The sequence below is a fragment of the Mucilaginibacter sabulilitoris genome (assembly GCF_034262375.1).
GTDB lineage: Bacteria > Bacteroidota > Bacteroidia > Sphingobacteriales > Sphingobacteriaceae > Mucilaginibacter > Mucilaginibacter sabulilitoris.
The window spans coordinates 6,036,407-6,057,181 of record NZ_CP139558.1 but is presented as its reverse complement, the minus strand read 5'-3'; the positions used below and the strand labels follow the sequence as shown (position 1 = coordinate 6,057,181).

Below are 20,775 nucleotides of genomic sequence, written 5' to 3'. Positions count from 1 at the left end.
TTACCATCCCGGGTTTTGGCCCAATTTAGGGTTTAACAGCCTGTCTGTTTCCGGAATAGGATATAAATAATATTTATCGTCCCATTTTTTTGGCACGGTGGTTAACCAGGTTAACTCGCCAAACGTATTATTAGTTAGCCTTTGAGGGTTTGGTGTGCCGCCACTTAAGGTTTCGGCAACATTAACGTAAGTTACGCCTTTTACCTGGGTAGCAGGTAGTACTTTGTAAAAGCATACATCCAGCACGCCGTCGTCATTCAGGTCCATTGGCACATCAAGCGCCGGAACATAAAAGCCGTTCCAAACCTGGTCCATCAACGGGCCGCGTTTCCAGCGGATAAGATCGCTGAACCTGAAACCTTCAAACACCAGTTCAATACCTCTTTCCCTCCTGATCTCCAACAATGAAGGATCAGAGATAGCCGGGAAGTAGTTAGCTTGCAGGTAAGGATCAATAGTGACCGGTTTATTTGTTGTATTACCTGTAATGCCCGCCCTTCTGCGTATAGCGCCAACGGTTTGGTTCCAGTCGGCATCAGAAAGTGTTCCCAGTTCGGCCTTGGCTTCGGCGTAATTTAGCAAAATTTCAGCATACCTGATGAGTGACATCGAGTTAGTATTTTTGGTGCCGCCATCTAAAGATACATCATCAAGCGTCCATTTTATAGGCTGATAACCGGTATAGGTATAAGAAAATACAGGAGGGGCAGCTTCTGGTGTGCCACCATTGATACGCTTGTAACTCCCCATTCTGATGGTTTGCTGCAGGCGCATATCTCTGCCTTTTACTTCCTCGTTAAACGGAATGGTTTGATAGCCGGCTTTACCGGTAAACGAAGTGCCGTCAATATTCAGATAAGTATTTACAAAAGTACGGGTTAAACTTACCCTGTCGCCATAGGTAGCGCTTGTCCAGTACCAGTTGGCATCATTAAATACCGCCAGGGCAGGATCAACTACCGAAGCCAGGATGATTTCTGAGGCTACCGGCGCCTGGGTGGTAAACAGTTGCCTGTATGCTTTATCAAGTCCCCCGGCTGTGTTGAGGGTAAAACCGCCTTCGGTCATCACCTTTTGGGCAGCATCAGCAGCCTGGGTAAGTAAGGCGTTGGCTGTGCCCTGCAGCTTGTATTCATCATGATATTTTCTGAATGTACCTTCAAACAAACACACTCTTGACTTAAAAGCATAAGCCACATATTTGGTGATGAGGCTGCGGGTATTGTCTGTAGTGGTGATATGCTGCGTAGCATAATCCAAATCGGCTATAACAGAGTCAATAACCAATGTTCTTGAATCGCGGCCGTTGAATAAAGAGGCGTCATCAACAGGCATTGGTTTGTTGATCCATGGTACATCACCAAAGCGTTTTATTTTTTCAAAATAAAACCAGGCCCTGAAAAAACGTGCAATGCCAATATAATTCTGACGTTGGGCAAGTGCTACAGCAGGGTTATTGCAGTTTTGAATAAAGAAATTGATGTTACGCAAGTCGGTCCAGCTCCATCCTGAACTTTGTCTTGCATCAAAAACACCCGGTCTTAAAAAATCGGGCAGGGAAGTTCTTGCCGAGTAGTCGGCCATTGCATCACCGCGGAGAACCGTGTTGGCATCTGGTAAAATATTGTAAAATGAATTAGTATACAAATCCAGGCCATTAATATTACTGAAAACGGCGCTGCCGGTAGCAGTATCCTGCGGAACCTGGTCGAGTTTTTTGCAACTTATTACGATGCAGCCCAGCAGGCAGATCAGCAGATAAGTTTTGATTGATTTTATGCTTTGAATAAACATATTTAATGATTTAAAATGTTCAAATTATTATTGGGTTATTAAAAAGTTGCTGATATACCCAAGGTTATGCTTTTTAATACCGGATAGTTGTTGCCATTACCATTGGTACCATCGGTTAATACCCTGTCGGATCCATTGATGCTTTCCGGGTCAAGGTCTTTGCTGATCTTGTATAATGGCGACCATGTCCATAGGTTCTCACCCGAAACAAACACCCTCGCATCGCCCAATTTGATCTTCCTGATGAGGCTTAAAGGCAGGTGATAACCTAACTGTATATTCTTAAGCCTTACGTAAGCAGCGTTTTGCAGATATTTGGTTTGCACCTGTGTTAACTCGTTTGATCCGTTTTGAGCAGAATACCCACGGTATCTTGGGAAATAAGCATTAGGATTGGTTTCTGACCAGATCTTATCCAGTTGTGATACCGGTACCTTATTGTATGGGCGGTTATATTGTCCCCAGAAATAATCAGCCTCAGGGCCCGGGTACCAGTCGCGTTTGCCAACACCCTGGAAGAAGGCGGAGAAGAAGAAACTGTTCCAATCAGCATCCATGCCAAAACCAAAAGTGTATCTTGGGGTGGTATTACCAATAATTTTACGGTCGCCCGGTTTATTTACGGTCTGATCGCCGTAATCAATAACCCCATCACCATTCAGGTCTTTAAACTTAATATCACCCGGTAACAGTTGGCTGGCGCCTGATGCTTTTATCAAGGTTTGTTTTGGTGAGTTGGCAATATCTTCGGCAGAAGTAAAATAGCCTGCTGTTTCAAATCCCCAAATTTCTCCCACCTTTTCACCTACATAATATATCTGATCCGTCAAACTTTTACTTGGGTCGCCAAGGTTCTTGGCTGGATTGTTATATTTTGTTATTTCAGACGTATAATCGGCTAAAGTTGCCCTAAAGCCATAGTTGAACGGTTTAGCACCAACGTCAAACTTATCGCGCCAGGCTATGGTTATTTCCCATCCCTTAGTTTTCATATCGGCATAGTTACCTTTAGGTACATCTGTACCAAACACTGCAGGTAAGGTATTACCAACGGTAAACATGTCTTTAGTTTTGCGGATATAAGCATCACCTGTAATGGTTAAACGGTCGGATAATAAACCCATATCTAAACCTATATTCTCCACGGTTGATGTTTCCCAGGTTAAACCATCAGGTAATACGCCGGGCTGACTGGTGGTTTGCGGACGAACGCCGTTTAATACCCTGCCTGATTGCTTAATGGCGAATCGCTCCTGAAATGCATAAGAATTGATGCTGCCATTACCCAATGACCCGTAAGAACCCCTGATCTTTAAGTTGGATATGATATCTTTTGACATTGTCCAGAACGGCTCATTGGTAACACGCCATCCTGCCGATACTGAGGGGAAGAAAGCATAGCGCTGATTTGACGGGAACTTTGACGAACCATCATAACGACCATCTGCTTCGACCAGGTAACGATCTTTATAGGCGTAATTCAAACGATAAAAGCCGCCCATAACGTCCCATCTGTCCCAGCCGCCGCTGGTGGTAATAGATTGGCCAAGCGCCAGGTTAATGTCTGTAGCATCAGGAAAAATAAGCCCGTTACGTACAAGGTCCAACTTTTTATATGTTGATTGCTCAAAGTTAAAACCTGCCAATGCTTTAAAATAATGGTTTTTGCTCCATTTAGGTTCGTACTCGCCGTAAATGTTGGTAGCAATGTATTGCGTACGCTGGCTCATATTCTCCAGGTCATTGGTGTTTGTACCCACATATTCAATTACCCCCGGTTTACGACTGTATGGAACGGGTACACGCCTGCGGTCCTGGTTGTTATCGGTGTTCTGGAAAGTGAAATCACCTTTAACCCGGAATACATCGTCAAAAAACGAACTGGCGAAACCCGCGGTATTACGGAACACCCGGTTATCGAAATTGATACCGTTTTTACCATAAACAAAGTCGCCCACGGTATAAGCGGCCGAATAGGTTAAGGTACCATCAGGGTTAAACATAGGCGCTACGGTATGGCCTTCGTCGGCAAGGTTTCTCCATATACCGCCGCCCTCGCCAACATTCAGGGGGTTGTGGTACTTTACATTTGAATAATCGGCGTTGTTATAAATACGCAACCACGGAAATACCTGTAATGAACCCTTTGCGCGTACATTGTAAACGCTGTAATCATCAGTATTATAACGGAAAAGACCATCCTGCGCAAAATACCTTCCTGTCAGTAAGAAATCAGATTTGCCGCTGTTGCCCGAAATAGCCAGGTTATGTTCCCTTGAGCTGTTATGGTCTTTATACAACTCCTTGTACCAATCGGTATTGGCATAGTAAACGTATTCTCCGGCTCCGTTAACCTCCACCTTAGGCAGGCTTGGGTCTGCGTCGCGGCGCTTTAACTCTTCCAAATACTCGGGCGAGAACTTTACTGTTTTATTGATATTTTGCGGAGTTTGCGAATAGTTGTTAGCCGCTGTCCAGGCCTCGTTAAACATTTTGGCAAAAATATAACCGTTTGTTACCAAATTTGGTACCGTGGTAGGACTTTTAATAGACTGGTTAAAAGAGTAAGTGATGCTTGTTTTTTCTTTAGCCGGGCTTTTGGTTGTAATGAGTATAACACCAAAAGCAGCCCTTGCACCATATATTGCAGATGATGACGCGTCTTTCAACACAGATACACTGGCCACATCACTTGGGTTGATACGGCTTGGATCGCCCTCAACACCATCAATCAATACCAGCGCATTACCGCCCTGGCCAACAGAAGTTGTTCCCCGTACGTTATAACTGGGCGATTGTATAGGCTTACCATCAAGGGGTGTTAGGTTAAGGTTGGGTATAACCCCCTGCAAACCCTGGGTAAGATTTGGCAGCGAACGGTTTTCAAATGCTTTGGCTGTAATTTGATCAACTGCGCCGGTAAGGTTTTCCTTTCTTTGTGTGCCGTAGCCAACCACCACAACTTCGTTCAAACTGCCAGATTCGGCAACTAAGGTAATATTGCCTAAAGCGTTTGTTTCATTTGCCACAATTTTTACCGCGGGTACACGGTATGTTTGATAAGAAATGAAGCTGATAATTAAGGTATAAGTGCCGGGAGCAGCATTCAGGGTAAATGAACCGTCGGTGGTAGCCTGTATAGCTTTATTAATCTCGTTTAATCTTATAGTAGCTCCGGGTAAAGGCTGGCCTTTTTCATCAACTACCCTGCCCGAGATTTTTCCGTTATCGGCTTTAGGCGCCGTTGTTTTTTTATAAAGGGTGATAGTACCTTTTATTTCTTCCTTAAAAGTTACTTCGGTGTTTTGTAATAAAGTTTTTAAAACAACATCTAGGCGTTCGTTATTAAAATTCTCTTCTTTAACTTTTAGTGTTTGCAAACCCAGATAGTCTGCATCATAAGCAAACTCAACTTTACTTTCCCGTTCTATTTTTTTGATGGCGTTGTTGATGCTTTCATTTTTAAATGAAACACTAATACGCGTTTCAAATACCCCGGCATTTACCGGCGCGGCTATTAAGCTGCCCAAACCGGCAATAATAATGCTGCACGTAATAATACAGATACGCATGGCTTTATTCAAGCGACGTAATTTTTTTTTCATATGTTTGAATACTTGGTGAAATGTAAAATGGTAACTAAGGTCAACAGCTGATAAGGACTCCATCTTGATACAGCTATTGCTAAGGGCCGGATCTGCTTCAGACCGGCTTTTTATGTTTAATAAATCATTATTTCATTCTTTTTCCTCCTGTAAGTGTTTTGATGAACCGAGCATATAATTTTCATGGTTTCATCAAGTGAATGGGATGTGTTGATGTGTATGTTGTATTTGTATTTAGCGGTTGCTTTATTTTTACTAATGAGCTGTACCCCGTAAATATTCCTTACGGTTAATGCAAGCTCCGGGAATGTTGCCTGGTTTAAAACAGATTGCCCTTGGGTCCAGGAATGCGCCTGAGAAGCGTCGGATTTATTGATCTGGTAACTGTCTTTATTAATAGAATAGTTAATTTGAAGGCCCGGGGTAATTATTCCCAACACATTAGCATGTGTACTTACCTGTACCCGCCCGGTAGCTACGGTTACCACTGCTTTGTGCAGTTCAGCATAAGAATTTATATTAAAGGATGTTCCTAAAACCTGTGTTCTTACCGATTTGGTAAATACAATAAATGGGCGGTTTACATTTCTCTTTACTTTAAAAAAGGCCTCACCTTCATCCAGATAAACATTCCTTTGTTTCAGGTTCTGGAAATCGTCGCTGATGCGGATATGGCTGTTGGCGTTTAGCCATACTTCTGATCCATCGGGCAGGTCAACTTTCTTAACTTCCCTGGTTCCGGTATTTATAGTTAAATAGTTGTTCGGTTTTTGACGGCTGGCTTTTGGTATATGTTTATAAAGCCCCCACCATGCGGAGATAAACAAAACCGTTGCTGCTGCGTATTTTAAAAAGGGTAGTGTTTTTACAAGGCCCGCCGGATGGTACCAGTTGCCTTTTACCTGGTCATAAATTTCCTGTTTTAGCTGCTGTTCTTTTTCTGATGACAGGAACAGCTCTTTCTCTGCATCGTCAAAAGATTCATACCAGGCATCAACTATCCTGCGCTCAGCTTCGGTTGCTGTATTATTAAGGTAACGGTCAATCAGTTGTTTGAGCTCAGAAGGTTCCACTATTTGTGCTATTTAACCTTATGTTACACAAACAGGCCTGTTCTACCTCTGTTTTTCGTTAAGTTTTTGTGAATTAATTATTAAGTAAATAAAAAAGCAGGGCAATGCAGGTAAGGTGGCGGTCAGGGTATTCTAAAACCAGTCTTTTTCTTAAGCGCTTTAATGCCTTGGTGATATTATTTGATACCGTTTGCTCGGCCAGGTTAAGGTTGTCGGCAATCTCCTTTACCGACCGGTTATCGCTTCTGAGCAAAAAGGAATACTTCATATTATCAGGCATTCTCAAAACTTCCTCTTCAACCACTTTTTCAAGGTTGTAGTAAGAACTCAATTCATCCATCGACGCGAATAGATTGTGCATCCGTTCCAGCGCCCTTTCAATTGCCTTTTGTTTTATATTTTCAGACCGGTAGTAATTCAGGATCTGGAGTTTGATGGCGCCAAATAAAAATTGCTGTAAGCTATCAATAACTTGCAGTGTATCGTGTCTTTTCCATATATCTATCAGCAGGTTCTGGACAAGGTCTTTAGCAACCTCCTCCTCTCCGGTACGGTTGTAGGCAACAGCGTAAAGTCCTTTCCAATATCGTTCATACAGCAAATCAAAGGCGTAAGCTTTACCTTGTTTAAGTAAAACAATCAGTTCTTCGTCTTTAACAGAAGCTTTACTTGTAAGCATGGCCAAAGTTATAGTTCTAAAATAAAGAAATGGTTAAATCTGCGCAGTGAGATAACTTACCGCGTACCGGGAAGGGATCTGATATATCATTTTTAATTTTATTTGAAATAAAAATGTATATGTTCCGGATAGGTAAATAAGCAAATAAAGATTTAATATTCTTTTTTTTTGTTTTAAAGAATTTCATTTTGTTTAATTTAGGCGTCGGTAGACTTTAATCTGGTTTATCGGAGATCAATTATAATCTATTTAACCAATAAAAATAAATCTAATCAATAAAATATCATGGATTCAAACACATTAAGGATCGGCCTGTTCGGCATCGGGCTTGACGCCTATTGGGAGCAATTTGCAGGACTGCAGGCGCGGCTGGAAGGATATCTGACGGTAGTGGAAGGAAAACTCAAAGCCATACACCCCGAGGTGGTAAACCTGGGGCTTATAGACACAGCTGAAAAAGCTTTTGAGGCCGGGAGCAGGTTTAGACAGGAAGATGTGGACCTGATTTTTTTGTATGTAACCACATATGCGCTGTCATCTACCGTGTTGCCTGTTGTTCAAAGGGCTAAGGTGCCTGTGATTATTCTGAACCTGTCGCCGGAGGCTTCTATCGATTATGAGTCCTTTAATCAAATGGAGGATCGTGTAAGTATGACCGGTGAGTGGCTGGCCTACTGTTCGGCCTGTCCTGTACCCGAGATTGCCAATGTGTTTAAACGGACAGGTGTTAAGTTTCACCAGATTACTGGCATGTTAAATGAGGATCCGGAATGCTGGACAGAGGTGGCTGAATGGGTTGAGGCCGCCAGGGTGGCCCATGTTATGGCTTATAACCGGTTGGGCTGCATGGGGCATTATTACAGTGGGATGCTGGATATCTACAGTGATCTCACTCAGCAGTATGCCAGCTTTGGAGGCCATATAGAATTGTTGGAAGTGGATGAATTGGCAGGGTTAAGGAAATTGGTTACGGTGGCGCAGGTAGCCGAAAGGGTAGGGCTTTTTCAATCGCAATTTGATGTGCAGGAAGATTGCTCACAGGAAGAGCTGGAGCGGGCTGCCAAAACTTCGGTAGCGTTGGATTTGATGGTTGATAAATATAAGCTGGGTTCTATGGCTTATTATTATAAGGGTACGGGTAATGTGGATAATGAAGATACGATCAGTTCGATCATTTTGGGAAATTCGCTGCTGACAGCCAGGAATATACCGGTAGCGGGTGAATATGAGATCAAGAATGCGCAGGCAATGAAGATCATGGACAGCTTTGGGGCAGGCGGTTCGTTTACAGAATATTATGCGATGGATTTTAAAGACGATGTGGTACTTATGGGGCATGATGGGCCGGGGCATATCAAAATAGCAGAAGGGAAAACCAAGGTGCGGCCACTGAAAGTGTATCACGGTAAGGTTGGCCGGGGATTGTCGGTAGAAATGTCGGTAAAGCATGGTCCGGTAACATTATTGTCTGTAGTGGAGCAATCGGGGAAACTGATGCTGCTGGTAGCAGAAGGGGAGTCGGTTCCTGGTCCGATCCTGGAAATAGGTAATACAAACAGTCGTTATCGCTTCAGTATAGGAGCGCGGAAATTTGTGAACAGTTGGAATAGCCATGGCCCGGCACATCATTGCGCGGTGGGGATAGGTCACATTAGCTCTAAGTTGCATAAGCTGGGGCAGTTGCTTGGCATGGATGTGGTGCAAGTGTGTTAAAAAGTTGTAGCTTTTGCTTATTAATAATTTCTAATGATTGTTATTGGTATTTAAAATTGTTTCAAGTTCTTTCTTTTATAATAACATTAAGGTAAGTTTATCTTAACATGATAGGCTTAATATTGCATTTGATTTAACTATTGGATTGAAAGTATTTAAATTTATTAAAAAAAACTGTTTTTTGAAGTTTTATTTTGTTTTATTTATTTTATTTTTATTTATTTGAATAGAATTAGTAAAGCTAACCAATTAACCATTAATAATTTATTTCCGATCAATCAGTTCCTGACCCATTTAATGGGCTAAGAATTTATTTATTAAAAAAATTTAAACCATTATGCAAAAAAAACTCTACTATGCTATTTTAAGAAAAAAGCATTTCTATTTATTGCTGTTTGCCCTGCTCTTTAGCAGTTTGGCATTTGGCCAGCAGGCGGGAAAGATTAGAGGGAAGGTAATTGATGACAGGGATGAGCCGCTTCCGGGTGTGGCGGTATTGGTTAAGGGTACACAGAACGGTGTTTCCACAAATGCCAATGGCGAATATGTAATTAACGCAGAGGCGTCTTCGGTGCTGGTATTCAAAATACTTGGTTTTGAAACCGAAGAGGTAACCGTTGGCAACCGCCAGGAAGTTAACGTCAAATTAAAAATGGCTGCAAAAGGCCTTGAGGAGGTTACCGTAAGTTATGGTAAGCAACGCAGTCGTGAGGTTACCGGATCAATTGCGCAAATAAGCGCGGCGCCTTTGCAGGATATGCCTGTGGGGCAATTCGCCCAGCAATTGCAGGGTAAAGTTGCCGGTGTTGATATTTCACAAACCAGTGGTCAGCCGGGCCGCGGTATGGCGTTCCGTATCCGTGGTGCGGCATCATTTGCTACAGACTATCAGCCATTATTTGTAATTGACGGTTTGCCAATTACCGGTAGTATAAACAACATTAATCCTGATGAGATCGAATCATATACCGTATTGAAGGATGCTTCTTCAACCGCCTTGTATGGTTCACGTGCGGCAAACGGGGTTATCCTCATCACAACCAAACATGCTAAGGCCGGGGACTCAAAAATTCAGTTCAATAGCAATTTTGGTCTGCAGAAAATCCCTATGAATAAGGTGCCTAAAATGATGAATGCCAACCAGTTCGCCACATTCATGAATGAAAGGTACCAGGATCAGGTAAAATATGAAGGCAATACTGCTCCTATTGATACCACATATGCAGACCCCGCCAAATATGGTGCAGGAACCGACTGGTTTCATGCGCTTACAAGGGTAGCGCCCATCCAGAACTATGACCTTACCATCATGACGGCCCGCGAAAAATCTACCTCAACTGTAATAGCAGGTTATCAGGCACAGGATGGGGTTTTAATAAATACCGGAACCAAGATTTTTACTTTGCGTGTTAACCAGGATCTTACCCTAAGCAATAACAAATTAAAAATTGGGTTTAACCTTGCACCAAGTTACCGTTTAGATCATAATAACAGACTGGCTACCGATGGTGTTGGCGGTTTGTATGAAAGGATATTTGAAGCGAGCCCGCTGCGCCCAATATACAATGCTGATGGCACTTATTATAAAAATGCCTACTCAAACGGCATGGTTTCTTATATTAACCCGGTTGCCCAGTTCATGTTAAACAAGGATGACTACATTACCACAAGGATATTGGGTAACGCTTATTTAAACTACGAATTTTTACCGGGTTTGAGTTTAAAAACAAATGTAGGAGCAGATAAAGGTGCCGAAACACGCAACCAGTTTACACCCGCGGCTATTATAACCACGCCGGCAACGGGATTAGCCAGCTCTGTTGATAATTACTCATGGACAGCGGAAGCAACTTTACAATACAGCAAAACTATTGCTAACGATCATAATATTGAGATCCTGGCAGGTTATTCGGCTCAGAAATTCAACCAGGTGAGTAATTCTGTATCCGGTACGGGTTTCCCGAATGATAATATCCCATACCTGAGCGCGGCTTCTTCCATAAGCGCGGGTACAAGCAACACTACCGAATACTCCCTGCTTTCAGAAATTGGGCGTATCAATTACAACTACAAAGGCAAGTACCTTTTACAGGGAGCTGTTCGTCGGGATGGGTCATCAAGGTTTGGGGCCGATCGTAAGTATGGATATTTTCCGTCGGTTTCTGCCGGATGGGTCGTGAGCGACGAAAATTTTATGGAAAGGTTTAAAGTTATCAACTTCTTTAAAGTACGTTCAAGCTACGGTATAACAGGTAATAACAATATTGGTAATTACACGGCTATATCTGTTTTGGGTAATTATAATTATGTATTAAACGGCGTTTCAGTTCCGGGACAAACCATCGGTACGTTAGGGAACCCTGAACTGGCTTGGGAACGTAACAAGCAGTTTGATGCAGGTTTAGACATTTCAATATTGAATAACCGTATCAGCCTTTCGTATGATTATTATTATAAAATATCCGATGGTTTGATCCAGTCAAGACCAATTCCAAGGGCGTCTGGTTTTTCCTCAATTAACTATAACATAGGTAAATTAGCATTCTGGGGAAATGAGATATCTGTAAATACAGTTAACTTAACAGGTGCGTTGAAATGGAGCACCGGCTTCAATATCGCGTTTGAAAGAAACCTGATCAAATCGCTGGTATCTCCCGGATTTATCCGCAGAAACAATACCGTTACTTCTGATTACTACCGCAACCAGGTTGGTCATCACTTAGGCGAGTTTTACGGATTTGTTTTTGAAGGTTTGTACAAAGACGCCAACGATCTGGCCAATTCAGCAAAATACGGCAGCCTTTCAGATGTAGGCACCATCAAAATGAAGGATATTAACGGCGATGGCGTAATTGATGATGTAAACGACCGTACATTCATCGGCGACCCAACTCCTGATTTCACCTTCGGCTTAACCAATACTTTCAGCTATAAGAATTTTGACCTGAATATTTCCATGGCCGGCGCTGTTGGCGGCAAACTCTTAAATGCCGCTAAATGGGCATATCAAACCAATATGGATGGTTCAAGAATGCTGCTTGCGGCCGCGCTTGATCACTGGAGATCTCCGGAAGACCCTGGTTCTGGCATCTATCCGCGCACTAAAACAGGTACAACCGCTTTGGGTCGTTCGGTAAATTCTCAATGGGTTGAGAGCGGATCATACCTTACCGCAAAAAATATTTCTTTTGGCTACAACTTTAAACTGAAGAATAATTTATTGCTGAAAAATTTAAGGGTGTACGCTTCTGTTCAGCAGGCATTTATCATAACAGGTTATACCGGTATGAACCCCGAAATCAGTTTCTCAGGTTTAGATGCTACTCAAGGTATTGGGGTTGACGAAAATGGTTATCCTGTTCCCAGAACATTTTCACTGGGCATTCAAACTACATTTAAATAAGATTATTTCAACATATAACATAACATGAAAAAGATATATATCTTAATTACCGTACTCGCTTTTACAGCGGTATCATGTAAAAAGAGTTTTATTGACCTGACTCCAAATGATTCTATCGCGCCCGGTAATTTTTATAAAACAGAGGCCGATTTCAGGCAGGCCATAGCAGCAGCATACTCCCCGCTGCAGGACTTATCTGTTAATGATTATTTCACTTCCGAAATGAGGTCTGATAATACCCACTATCAGCCTTATCCAAGTAATCGCGGTACCGCTTATGTACAGCGCGAAAATATATCTGACTGGGTTGACGATCCGACGAATGCCTATACCAACGCGGTATATTTTCATTGCTATAACGGTATTTCCAGATCAAATATGGTTATCGGACGGTTGGCTTTGGTAAACCTGAATGTGGCCGTAAAGAACGATATCGACGGACAGGCTAAATTTCTGAGGGCCTGGAACTACTTTAAGCTGGTTCGTCTTTTTGGCGCTGTGCCGTTGTACTTAAAAGAAGTAACCAAGGCCGAAGATGCTTTTCTTCCACGTTCAACTGTCGATCAGGTTTATGCGCAGATTATTGCTGATGCCAATGACGCTATAAAAGAACTGGCTCCGCCGGCAAAATTCCCGCAAAGCGGTCAGGCCACAAAAGGATCGGCAACCATGCTATTGGCTGATGTGTACATGACGCAAAAGAAATACGCAGATGCCGAAACATTGCTTAATACATTACCTGCAATGGGTTATGGGCTTAATACCGAATACGCCGACGCGTTTTCTACCACAAACAAAAACAGTAAAGAGTCTATTTTTGAAATACAGTTTTTACAGGGTACAGATAAAGGGACACAACCAAGCAATTTTATCTACCAGTTTTTACCGCGTACCAAAAACACGGGTATCATTACTACATTCGGAACAACCGTTGTTGCTACAGACAACTCAGGTACAGGCGGCTGGAACACACCTACCCAGGATCTGATAGACTCATACGAGCCTAATGACAAACGTCTGGATGCCTCTATCGGTATTGCAGAAGGTAGCTATAATACAAGCGACCTGTTTGTGCTTACTGCCAATAAAAGCGTGGTGAATTATGTACCGGCTGCCGGTAAAGTGGGTGTTCCTTATATTAAAAAATACCTGCACCCGCATGCAGTTACTAATAATACTAATGATAACTGGCCAATATACCGTTATTCAGGTGCACTATTGCTGTTAGCCGAAGCGCAGAACGAACAAGGGAAATCAGGACCGGCTTTAACTAATTTAAATACAGTGCGTGCCCGTGCCGGTTTAGCTGCCGCTACAGAAACAGATCAGGCAAAACTGCGTACCATTATTATGCACGAAAGAAGGGTTGAACTTGCGTTTGAAAACCAGCGCTGGCATGACCTGGTACGTACAGGCACAGCAATACCGGTAATGACGGCTTATGGCGAGAAGGCAAAAACGATATACAAATTCCTTCCGGGCAACGCATTTGGTATAAACACTAACAGGTTATTATTCCCTATACCACAGTCAGAAAGAGAGTTGAATCCGGGCTTGACTCAAAACCCTGGTTATTTTTAGTAGTTAGTTATGTTGAAGTCTTAAAATTGTAATTCTCTTTAAACTAAGTAAAATAACAGCTATGGCACGTAGAACCCATATTATTATCAGCCTCATGATCATGAGCGCGGTGGCATGTTTACCGGTAACCACCCTTTATGCACAGCAAAAGGCAATAGCCATAAACTGGGATAAAACCGTATCGGTTTCCAAAACAACACCGACATTACAGGTAGTATATAACCCCATGCTGCGTTCAAATTCGCCCATTCACAAGGGTACTTTTGAGGCGCTGAAAAGTCTGGGGGCCGATTATGTGCGCTATGTGCCATGGTTTCCTTATCCCAAAGCCGCGGTTGTGGAGCTGAGCGAACCAACGAAAAAGCAAACCTACTGGGATTTTACTTATGCCGATCCTGTAATGCAGGATCTGATGGAGGCTACAAAAGGCCATTCGGTAGTGATAAACTTTAGTACCATACCGGTATGGATGTTTAAAACCGATAAACCGGTTGCCGTTGATGATAACCCCGATGAGGTAAACTGGGTATATAACCAGGGAAAGGAACTGCGCGACCCAAGCATGAAAGAGGTTGCGGATTATTTTGTAAGGCTGTTAAGCTGGTACACCAAGGGTGGCTTTACCGACGAACTGGGGAAATTTCATAAATCGGGGCATTACTATAATATCCCATATTGGGAGGTGCTTAACGAGCCCGACCTGGAACACCGCATGTCACCGCAGTTGTATACCAAAATATATGACGCCGTTGTTCCTGCGTTAAAAAAAGTATCGCCCAAAACCAAATTTGTAGGTATATCTGTAGCGCATGAAACCAACCCCGAATGGTTTGAGTATTTTCTGAACCCGGCCAATCATAAACCAGGTGTGCCTTTAGAAGGAATCTCTTATCACTTTTACGGTCGCCCGGCGGCTGCTGAGCAACCTTTAGATAGCTATCAGTATTCATTTTTTGATCAGGCTAACGGGTTTCTCGACCGGGTGCGTTATATCGAAAATATCCGTAAGCGTTTAGCTCCTAAAGTATTTACCCAGATCAATGAAATAGGGAACATACTGGAGGATCATGATTATAAAGGCGTTATCCCCGATGCCTACTGGAATTTATCGGGCGTTATGTATGCATACATTTACCTCGAACTTACCAAAATAGGCATCGATGTTGCCGGCGAATCGCAGTTGGTAGGCTATCCAACCCAGTTTCCGGACGTAAGCATGATGAACTGGAAAAATAGTAAGCCCAATGCCCGCTACTGGGTGCTGAAATTGCTTAAGGATAACTTTGGTCCCGGCGATAAGCTGCAAACTACGTCTATTCCCAGTCAGGATGTTAGCGGTCAGGCATTTTTAACCGCAAAAGGTAAAAAGCTGCTGCTTATTAACAGGCGCAACAAGGAAGTAAAGCTTGATTTGCCTGCTGATGCTAAAAATGCGCGGGTTAATTATGTAGATGTTACCACCGGCGAAGATGAGGTTGCGCAATCACAGCTGGAAAACAATACCATAACACTTAAGCCATTTGCAGTGGCAGTTTTAACTTTTTAAATAATAATAAATAACACCGCCCTTCAAACAGGAATAGTCCATAAAAAGATATAAAGGAAAAGTAGAAGTCTAAAGTAGAGGTGTCACCCTGAGCTCCGTCGAAGGGTTGAGCGCAGAGGCCCTACCCACAATGCTTCGACGGAGCTCAGCATGACACCCTTTTGCATTTTTGTCTATTCATGGGCTATTCCTCTGAAAAGGGGGCGGTGTTAATAAATAGCAGGGACGGCTTTTATCCCGGCATATCCTTCACTATGCTTTTTAGAAAAGATTAAAAATTCATGTAGCACATCAATAAAAACCTAAACCAATTAACCAATCATGAAACCGATTTTAAAGCTTAAACATTTGGGTATTGTTATTAAAGAAAATAACAGCAAGAATAGTATCAGGAAGCACAGCCCCCTGCAAAGAGTTTTAGCGCTTGCTTTAATCCCTTACATTGTTCTTTTGGGGTGTACAAAGCCATCTTTAGTGCAGCAGGGAACTGCAAGTGAAGCCAGTAACCAGGCCTCATCAAAATTAGTCACCAATGGAGCGTCGGGTCCTGACTTTATGATTGCGGTTATTCCCGATACGCAAACCTATACCGGGCAAAGTACCACCTATCATTCGGTTATCGGTATGTTTTATGCCCAAACCAACTGGATTGTAAATCACCGTATCGATTCAAATATTGTTTACGTTGTTCATCTGGGCGATATCTCCGAAAACGGAGAAGACCCTACTCGCAGCCCTATACAATGGCGGCGTGCCGATACCGCTATGGCCAAGCTTGACGCGGCCGGCATCCCGTATGGTATGGCGGTAGGTAACCACGACCAGGGCAACCATGACCCTGTAGGCGGCGGCGTTAATAATAACGACAGGGGGAGTTGTTTCAGCACAACGGTTTATTATAACCAATATTTTGGTTTCGCTACGCCCCGCTTTGCCGGAATGCCTTTTTACGGTGGTCACTATGGCGCAAATAACGACAGTCATTATGACCTGTTCAGCGCGGGCGGGTATGATTTCATTGCCATTTATATTGAATATGACGACCGTACTGATGCGGCTTCGGTAGCCGAAAGGGATAATATGAACAACTGGGCAAAAGGGCTTTTAACCGGTCCTTATGCCGAACGGAAAGCTATGATTGTTACCCATTATGCGGGCAGCCCAACCACGCCATCTACCTATTCAACCCAAACTCAGGAAATTTATAATAAGGTAAAATCATGTCCTAATGTATTCATGTTTTTAGGCGGGCACGTAAACGGCGAAGGCTACAGGCAGGATACTTACGGCGGTAAAACCATAAAAACGTTTGTTTCTGATTACCAGTTTCGTACACTTGGCGGCAACGGTTACATGCGTTTAATGAAATTCTCGACCACTAAAGATCTCATCAGCGTAAAAACCTATTCGCCCTATATTTCACAGTTTGAAACGGATAGCGACAGCCAGTTTACCAGGCCGTTATTCCACGAGGAAACTGCTGCCCGTACCAGCGATTTTGACCGCGACGGGTTATCGGATTTATCCTTCTTTAATTTAGGTGTCTGGAAGGTTCAGGGTATGTCAAATGTAACTTATGGCAGCGCTACGCAGGGGGATCTGCCGGTTTCCAGGGATTATGATGGCGATGGTAAAACCGATCTGGCAGTATGGCGCCCGGCTAATCTTACCTGGTATATTAAATTGGCTACCGAAATGACGGCGGTTTATGGCGAGGCAGGCGATATACCCGTACCCGCGGATTATAATGGCGACGGAAAGGCCGATATTGCCATGTTCAGACCATCAAGCCCGTATCACTGGTACATCAAAGGCCAAACAGGTTATGACTATGGCGAAGCCGGCGTCATACCCGTACCGGGCGATTATGATGGCGATGGCAAAGTGGATGCCGCTTATTACAAAATTTCAACCGGCATGTGGAACGTAAAGGGGCAGATCACTAACAAACATTACGGCGATGCCGGTTATATACCGGTACCGGGTGATTACAATGGCGACGGCAAAACAGATGTGGCCATTTATGATCCGGCTACAGGTATATGGCATTTGGACAGCGCGAATACAGGCGTCAATAACGTAACGGTTTTAACACCGGTTGCAGGGGACATACCCGCACCGGGCGATTATTTTGGTGATGGAAGAACGCATCCGGCAATTTATCGCCCCTCAAACCAAACATTATATATGTACAATAACGGAACCGTTACAACCACGGTTTATGGCGGCAGCGGCGATAAATTGCTGAACCTGCCTTACCATATCCGTAAATTCTTTTTCCCGTGAGGAGACATTTTAAATAGTAATACCGTAAAACCGGGTAGTAACATCACCCGGTTTTACTAATACAGCTTATGAATATAAACAGAAGAAAATTTTTAGAAGTCAGTTCTATAGCGGCTGCAGGCGCCGCTCTTTTTAACTCGAACACCATGGCCGCGGTTATTGATGGTGTTAATGTGATTGGTATAAACGAGTTACGGAGAAATTTTCTTAATCCACCCGATGCCACCAAATCGTCCTGTTACTGGTGGTGGTTTAACGGTCTTGTTGACCGGGAGGGCATAACCCGCGACCTGGAAGAGTTCAGGGCGAAGGGCATGGGCGAGGTATTGCTGGTAAATTCTGCCGGCGGGCTGGGTGGTGTTCCGTTTCCGCAGGGCGTAAAGTTTTTATCAGATGAGTGGAAAGCTCTTTATCGCCATGCCATGAAAGAGGCCAAGCGGTTAAATATAGCTGTGGGTATTAACCTGTCGTCGGGCTGGTGTATGGGCGGGCCATGGATAAAACCCGAAAACTCAGGGCGCTGGTATCTGCAGGCAGAGCTGGCGGTAACCGGGCCACGAAAGCTTTCTGAAAAATTACCGCTGCCGGGCAACAGGGTAGGATACGATAATGTGTTCAATCCACCCGGATTTAAGGAATATATTGATCTGCCGCTGGAACAGCTTGATTACCAGGATACGGCCATAGTAGCCATCCCCGATAACAATACGGACAATAATCGCATCAGCGAGGAGCGGTCAAAAGTGCTGGCGGCCAAAACCAATCATAAAGATGCCAGTAACTTCATTTTAGCCACAGCGGTTATGGCGCCGGTTTTAACGGAATGGCAAAATAAAACGTCGGATGAGCCGGTTCCGCTTAATAGGGTTATTGATCTTACAGGCAAGGTCAGTAAAGATGGTCGCCTGGACTGGGATGTGCCCGCAGGCAACTGGAAAATAATACGTACCGGCCACCGCATGACGGGCTCGCGGTTAATGATAGCCCAGCCCGAAGCCGATGGCCTGTCTATTGATTGGTTTAACCGCAAAGGGGTGGAGCTGCAATTCGAGAACATTGGCCGCATATTATTGGAAGAAGCCGCCAAGGTTGGCAATAAACCAAAATACTTTTGCGACGACAGTTTTGAGGATGGCTTCCCGAACTGGACGGCCAATATATTGGAGCAGTTTGAGCGTTATCGTGGCTATGATGCCAAACCCTACCTGCCGGTACTATCGGGTTATATAATCGGCAGCGCCGAAATATCCGACCGCTTTTTAAATGATTACCGCAAAACACTCGGCGATTGCATGGCCGACGAGCATTATAAACGTTTTGCCGATTTATGCCATAATGCCGGCATACTGGTACAAAACGAAGCCGCAGGGCCAAGTCGCTCGGGTACTATATGTATGGATGGGTTAAAGAACCTTGGCCGCAGCGATTTCCCTATGGGCGAGTTTTGGCTTGGGCTTACCCATGAGGATGAAAGCACCCTTACCGATGATAAACCCTACGGCATATCGCGACTGGATAAAGGTCAGAACAAGGTAACCAAAATGGCAGCTTCGGCAGCGCACATTTACGGAAAGCAAACCGTATCTGCCGAGGCATTTACCAGCATGCGTCACTGGTTGGATTATCCGGGTTCGCTCAAGCAGGCCCTTGACAGGGCGTATTGCGAAGGCGTGAACCGTATTGCCATACATACTTCCACCGCCACCCGGCCAAAAGATGGTAAACCCGGTTATGAATATGGCGCGGGTACACACTTTAATCCCAATGTAACCTGGTGGGAAAAATCGGGCGCTTTTTTTGATTATGTAGCCCGTTGCCAGTATTTGCTCCGGTCGGGAAAGTTTGTGGCAGATGTTTTATTTTATAATGGCGATACCACGCCTAACTTGGTGGCGCAAAAACATACCGACCCATCATTGGGTAAGGGGTATGATTACGATGTGTGTAATGAGGAAGTTTTGCTAACCCGGCTTTCGGTAAAAAATAAACGACTCGTTTTGCCCGATGGTATGAGTTACACAATATTGGTGTTGCCCGATCATGACCGGATGCCGCTTGCAGTTTTGAATAAAATAGGTGACCTGGTGGAAGCTGGGGCCACCGTTATCGGTCCAAAACCGGTGCAGGATTCGGGCCTCAAAAACTATCCGCATTGCGATGATGCATTAAAAATAAAAGCCGATGAAATATGGGGCAAAATTGATGGAAAAAGTGTTAAGATGAATCGTTTTGGTGAAGGATTTGTTGTTTTCGGCGAAAATATCAGGCAAATTTTGTTAAAAAACGCCATTCTTCCCGACTTTGAATACACTGCCGAGGGAGATACCTGGATCGACTTTATCCATCGCTCAACCCCCGAAGCTGAGATTTATTTTATCACCAATCGACATGGTAAAGCAGTACAGTCAACCTGTACATTTAGGGTCAAAAACCGTACCCCAGAAATATGGGACGCAGTTACAGGGAAGATTAATAATCAAGTTAATTATAACCAGAAAGATGGCCGTACAGAAATGTCATTAAAGTTTCAGGCTTTCCAGTCATGGTTTGTAATATTTCCTGTAAAGGACTCTATGTCAGGAGGGAAAAGGTTAAACAATTTCCCTGAACTTAAACCGGTAAAGGAGTTAACCGGCCCATGGCAGGTAGAATTTGATCCCAAATGGGGCGGCCCCAAATCGATAGAATTTGATACTCTGCAAGACTGGAGCAAGCATCCCGACGATCGCATCAGATACTACTCAGGTAAAGCTATTTATACCAAAAAGTTTGATTATAAGGCAGATGCAAATAATTCAGAGGTTTATATTGACCTGGGTGTAGTAAAAAACATCGCCGATGTAAGCCTAAATGGCAAACATCTTGGCATTGTATGGACTTCGCCCTGGCGAATAAGTGCTTTATCTGCCTTAAAATCAGGCGAAAACACCTTGAAAATAGAAGTAATTAACCTGTGGCCAAACCGCCTTATAGGCGATGCGGCTTTACCGCCCGAAAAAAGGCTAACCAATACCAATATCGTATTTAAACCGGATGATCCATTATTGCCATCAGGTTTGCTGGGTCCGGTAACGTTACAGGTTGAAAATTAACCA

10 protein-coding genes are annotated in these 20,775 nt (G+C 43.7%); 6 read left to right on the top strand and 4 right to left on the bottom strand.

Features of this window, described 5'->3' with window-relative positions; translation table 11 throughout:
- The 4 genes from SNE25_RS25780 to SNE25_RS25765 form a co-directional block, all read right to left on the bottom strand.
- A complete protein-coding gene (locus tag SNE25_RS25780; protein WP_321561899.1) occupies nucleotides 1–1,794 on the bottom strand; it encodes a RagB/SusD family nutrient uptake outer membrane protein in 1,794 nt (597 codons plus the stop codon).
- Between the two features lie 38 nt (nucleotides 1,795–1,832).
- Nucleotides 1,833–5,399 (bottom strand): SusC/RagA family TonB-linked outer membrane protein, encoded by a 3,567-nt coding sequence (locus SNE25_RS25775; RefSeq protein ID WP_321561898.1) that lies wholly within the window; start codon nucleotides 5,397–5,399, stop codon nucleotides 1,833–1,835.
- A 116-nt stretch (nucleotides 5,400–5,515) separates the two neighbouring features.
- Nucleotides 5,516–6,472: a FecR family protein gene (locus tag SNE25_RS25770; RefSeq protein WP_321561897.1), complete on the bottom strand. Its 957-nt coding sequence runs from the start codon at nucleotides 6,470–6,472 to the stop codon at nucleotides 5,516–5,518.
- Nucleotides 6,473–6,545: 73 nt separating this feature from the next.
- A complete protein-coding gene (locus SNE25_RS25765) occupies nucleotides 6,546–7,151 on the bottom strand; it encodes an RNA polymerase sigma factor (RefSeq protein ID WP_321561896.1) in 606 nt (201 codons plus the stop codon).
- A 285-nt stretch (nucleotides 7,152–7,436) separates the two neighbouring features.
- On the opposite strand from SNE25_RS25765, the gene SNE25_RS25760 reads away from it, so the two are divergent.
- From SNE25_RS25760 to SNE25_RS25735, 6 genes are all read left to right on the top strand, one after another.
- On the top strand, nucleotides 7,437–8,864 hold the full coding sequence (locus tag SNE25_RS25760; protein WP_321561895.1) for an arabinose isomerase: 1,428 nt from the start codon (nucleotides 7,437–7,439) through the stop codon (nucleotides 8,862–8,864).
- Nucleotides 8,865–9,201: 337 nt separating this feature from the next.
- On the top strand, nucleotides 9,202–12,267 hold the full coding sequence (locus tag SNE25_RS25755; protein ID WP_321561894.1) for a SusC/RagA family TonB-linked outer membrane protein: 3,066 nt from the start codon (nucleotides 9,202–9,204) through the stop codon (nucleotides 12,265–12,267).
- Between the two features lie 24 nt (nucleotides 12,268–12,291).
- Entirely contained in the window at nucleotides 12,292–13,848 is a 1,557-nt protein-coding gene (locus SNE25_RS25750; protein ID WP_321561893.1) for a RagB/SusD family nutrient uptake outer membrane protein, read from the top strand.
- Between the two features lie 61 nt (nucleotides 13,849–13,909).
- A complete protein-coding gene (locus SNE25_RS25745; protein WP_321561892.1) occupies nucleotides 13,910–15,394 on the top strand; it encodes a glycoside hydrolase family protein in 1,485 nt (494 codons plus the stop codon).
- 321 nt (nucleotides 15,395–15,715) lie between these two features.
- Nucleotides 15,716–17,680 (top strand): FG-GAP-like repeat-containing protein, encoded by a 1,965-nt coding sequence (locus SNE25_RS25740; protein ID WP_321561891.1) that lies wholly within the window; start codon nucleotides 15,716–15,718, stop codon nucleotides 17,678–17,680.
- Nucleotides 17,681–17,748: 68 nt separating this feature from the next.
- On the top strand, nucleotides 17,749–20,772 hold the full coding sequence (locus tag SNE25_RS25735) for a glycosyl hydrolase (RefSeq protein ID WP_321561890.1): 3,024 nt from the start codon (nucleotides 17,749–17,751) through the stop codon (nucleotides 20,770–20,772).
- Nucleotides 20,773–20,775 lie beyond the last annotated feature (3 nt).

Excerpts from the sequence above, each read along its gene's own strand:
- SNE25_RS25750 (WP_321561893.1), top strand. The coding sequence starts at position 12,292 with ATGAAAAAGATATATATCTTAATTACCGTACTCGCTTTTACAGCGGTA.
- SNE25_RS25745 (WP_321561892.1), top strand. The coding sequence starts at position 13,910 with ATGGCACGTAGAACCCATATTATTATCAGCCTCATGATCATGAGCGCG.
- SNE25_RS25755 (WP_321561894.1), top strand. The coding sequence starts at position 9,202 with ATGCAAAAAAAACTCTACTATGCTATTTTAAGAAAAAAGCATTTCTAT.
- SNE25_RS25760 (WP_321561895.1), top strand. The coding sequence starts at position 7,437 with ATGGATTCAAACACATTAAGGATCGGCCTGTTCGGCATCGGGCTTGAC.
- SNE25_RS25775 (WP_321561898.1), bottom strand. The coding sequence starts at position 5,399 with ATGAAAAAAAAATTACGTCGCTTGAATAAAGCCATGCGTATCTGTATT.
- SNE25_RS25740 (WP_321561891.1), top strand. The coding sequence starts at position 15,716 with ATGAAACCGATTTTAAAGCTTAAACATTTGGGTATTGTTATTAAAGAA.
- SNE25_RS25765 (WP_321561896.1), bottom strand. The coding sequence starts at position 7,151 with ATGCTTACAAGTAAAGCTTCTGTTAAAGACGAAGAACTGATTGTTTTA.
- SNE25_RS25780 (WP_321561899.1), bottom strand. The coding sequence starts at position 1,794 with ATGTTTATTCAAAGCATAAAATCAATCAAAACTTATCTGCTGATCTGC.
- SNE25_RS25735 (WP_321561890.1), top strand. The coding sequence starts at position 17,749 with ATGAATATAAACAGAAGAAAATTTTTAGAAGTCAGTTCTATAGCGGCT.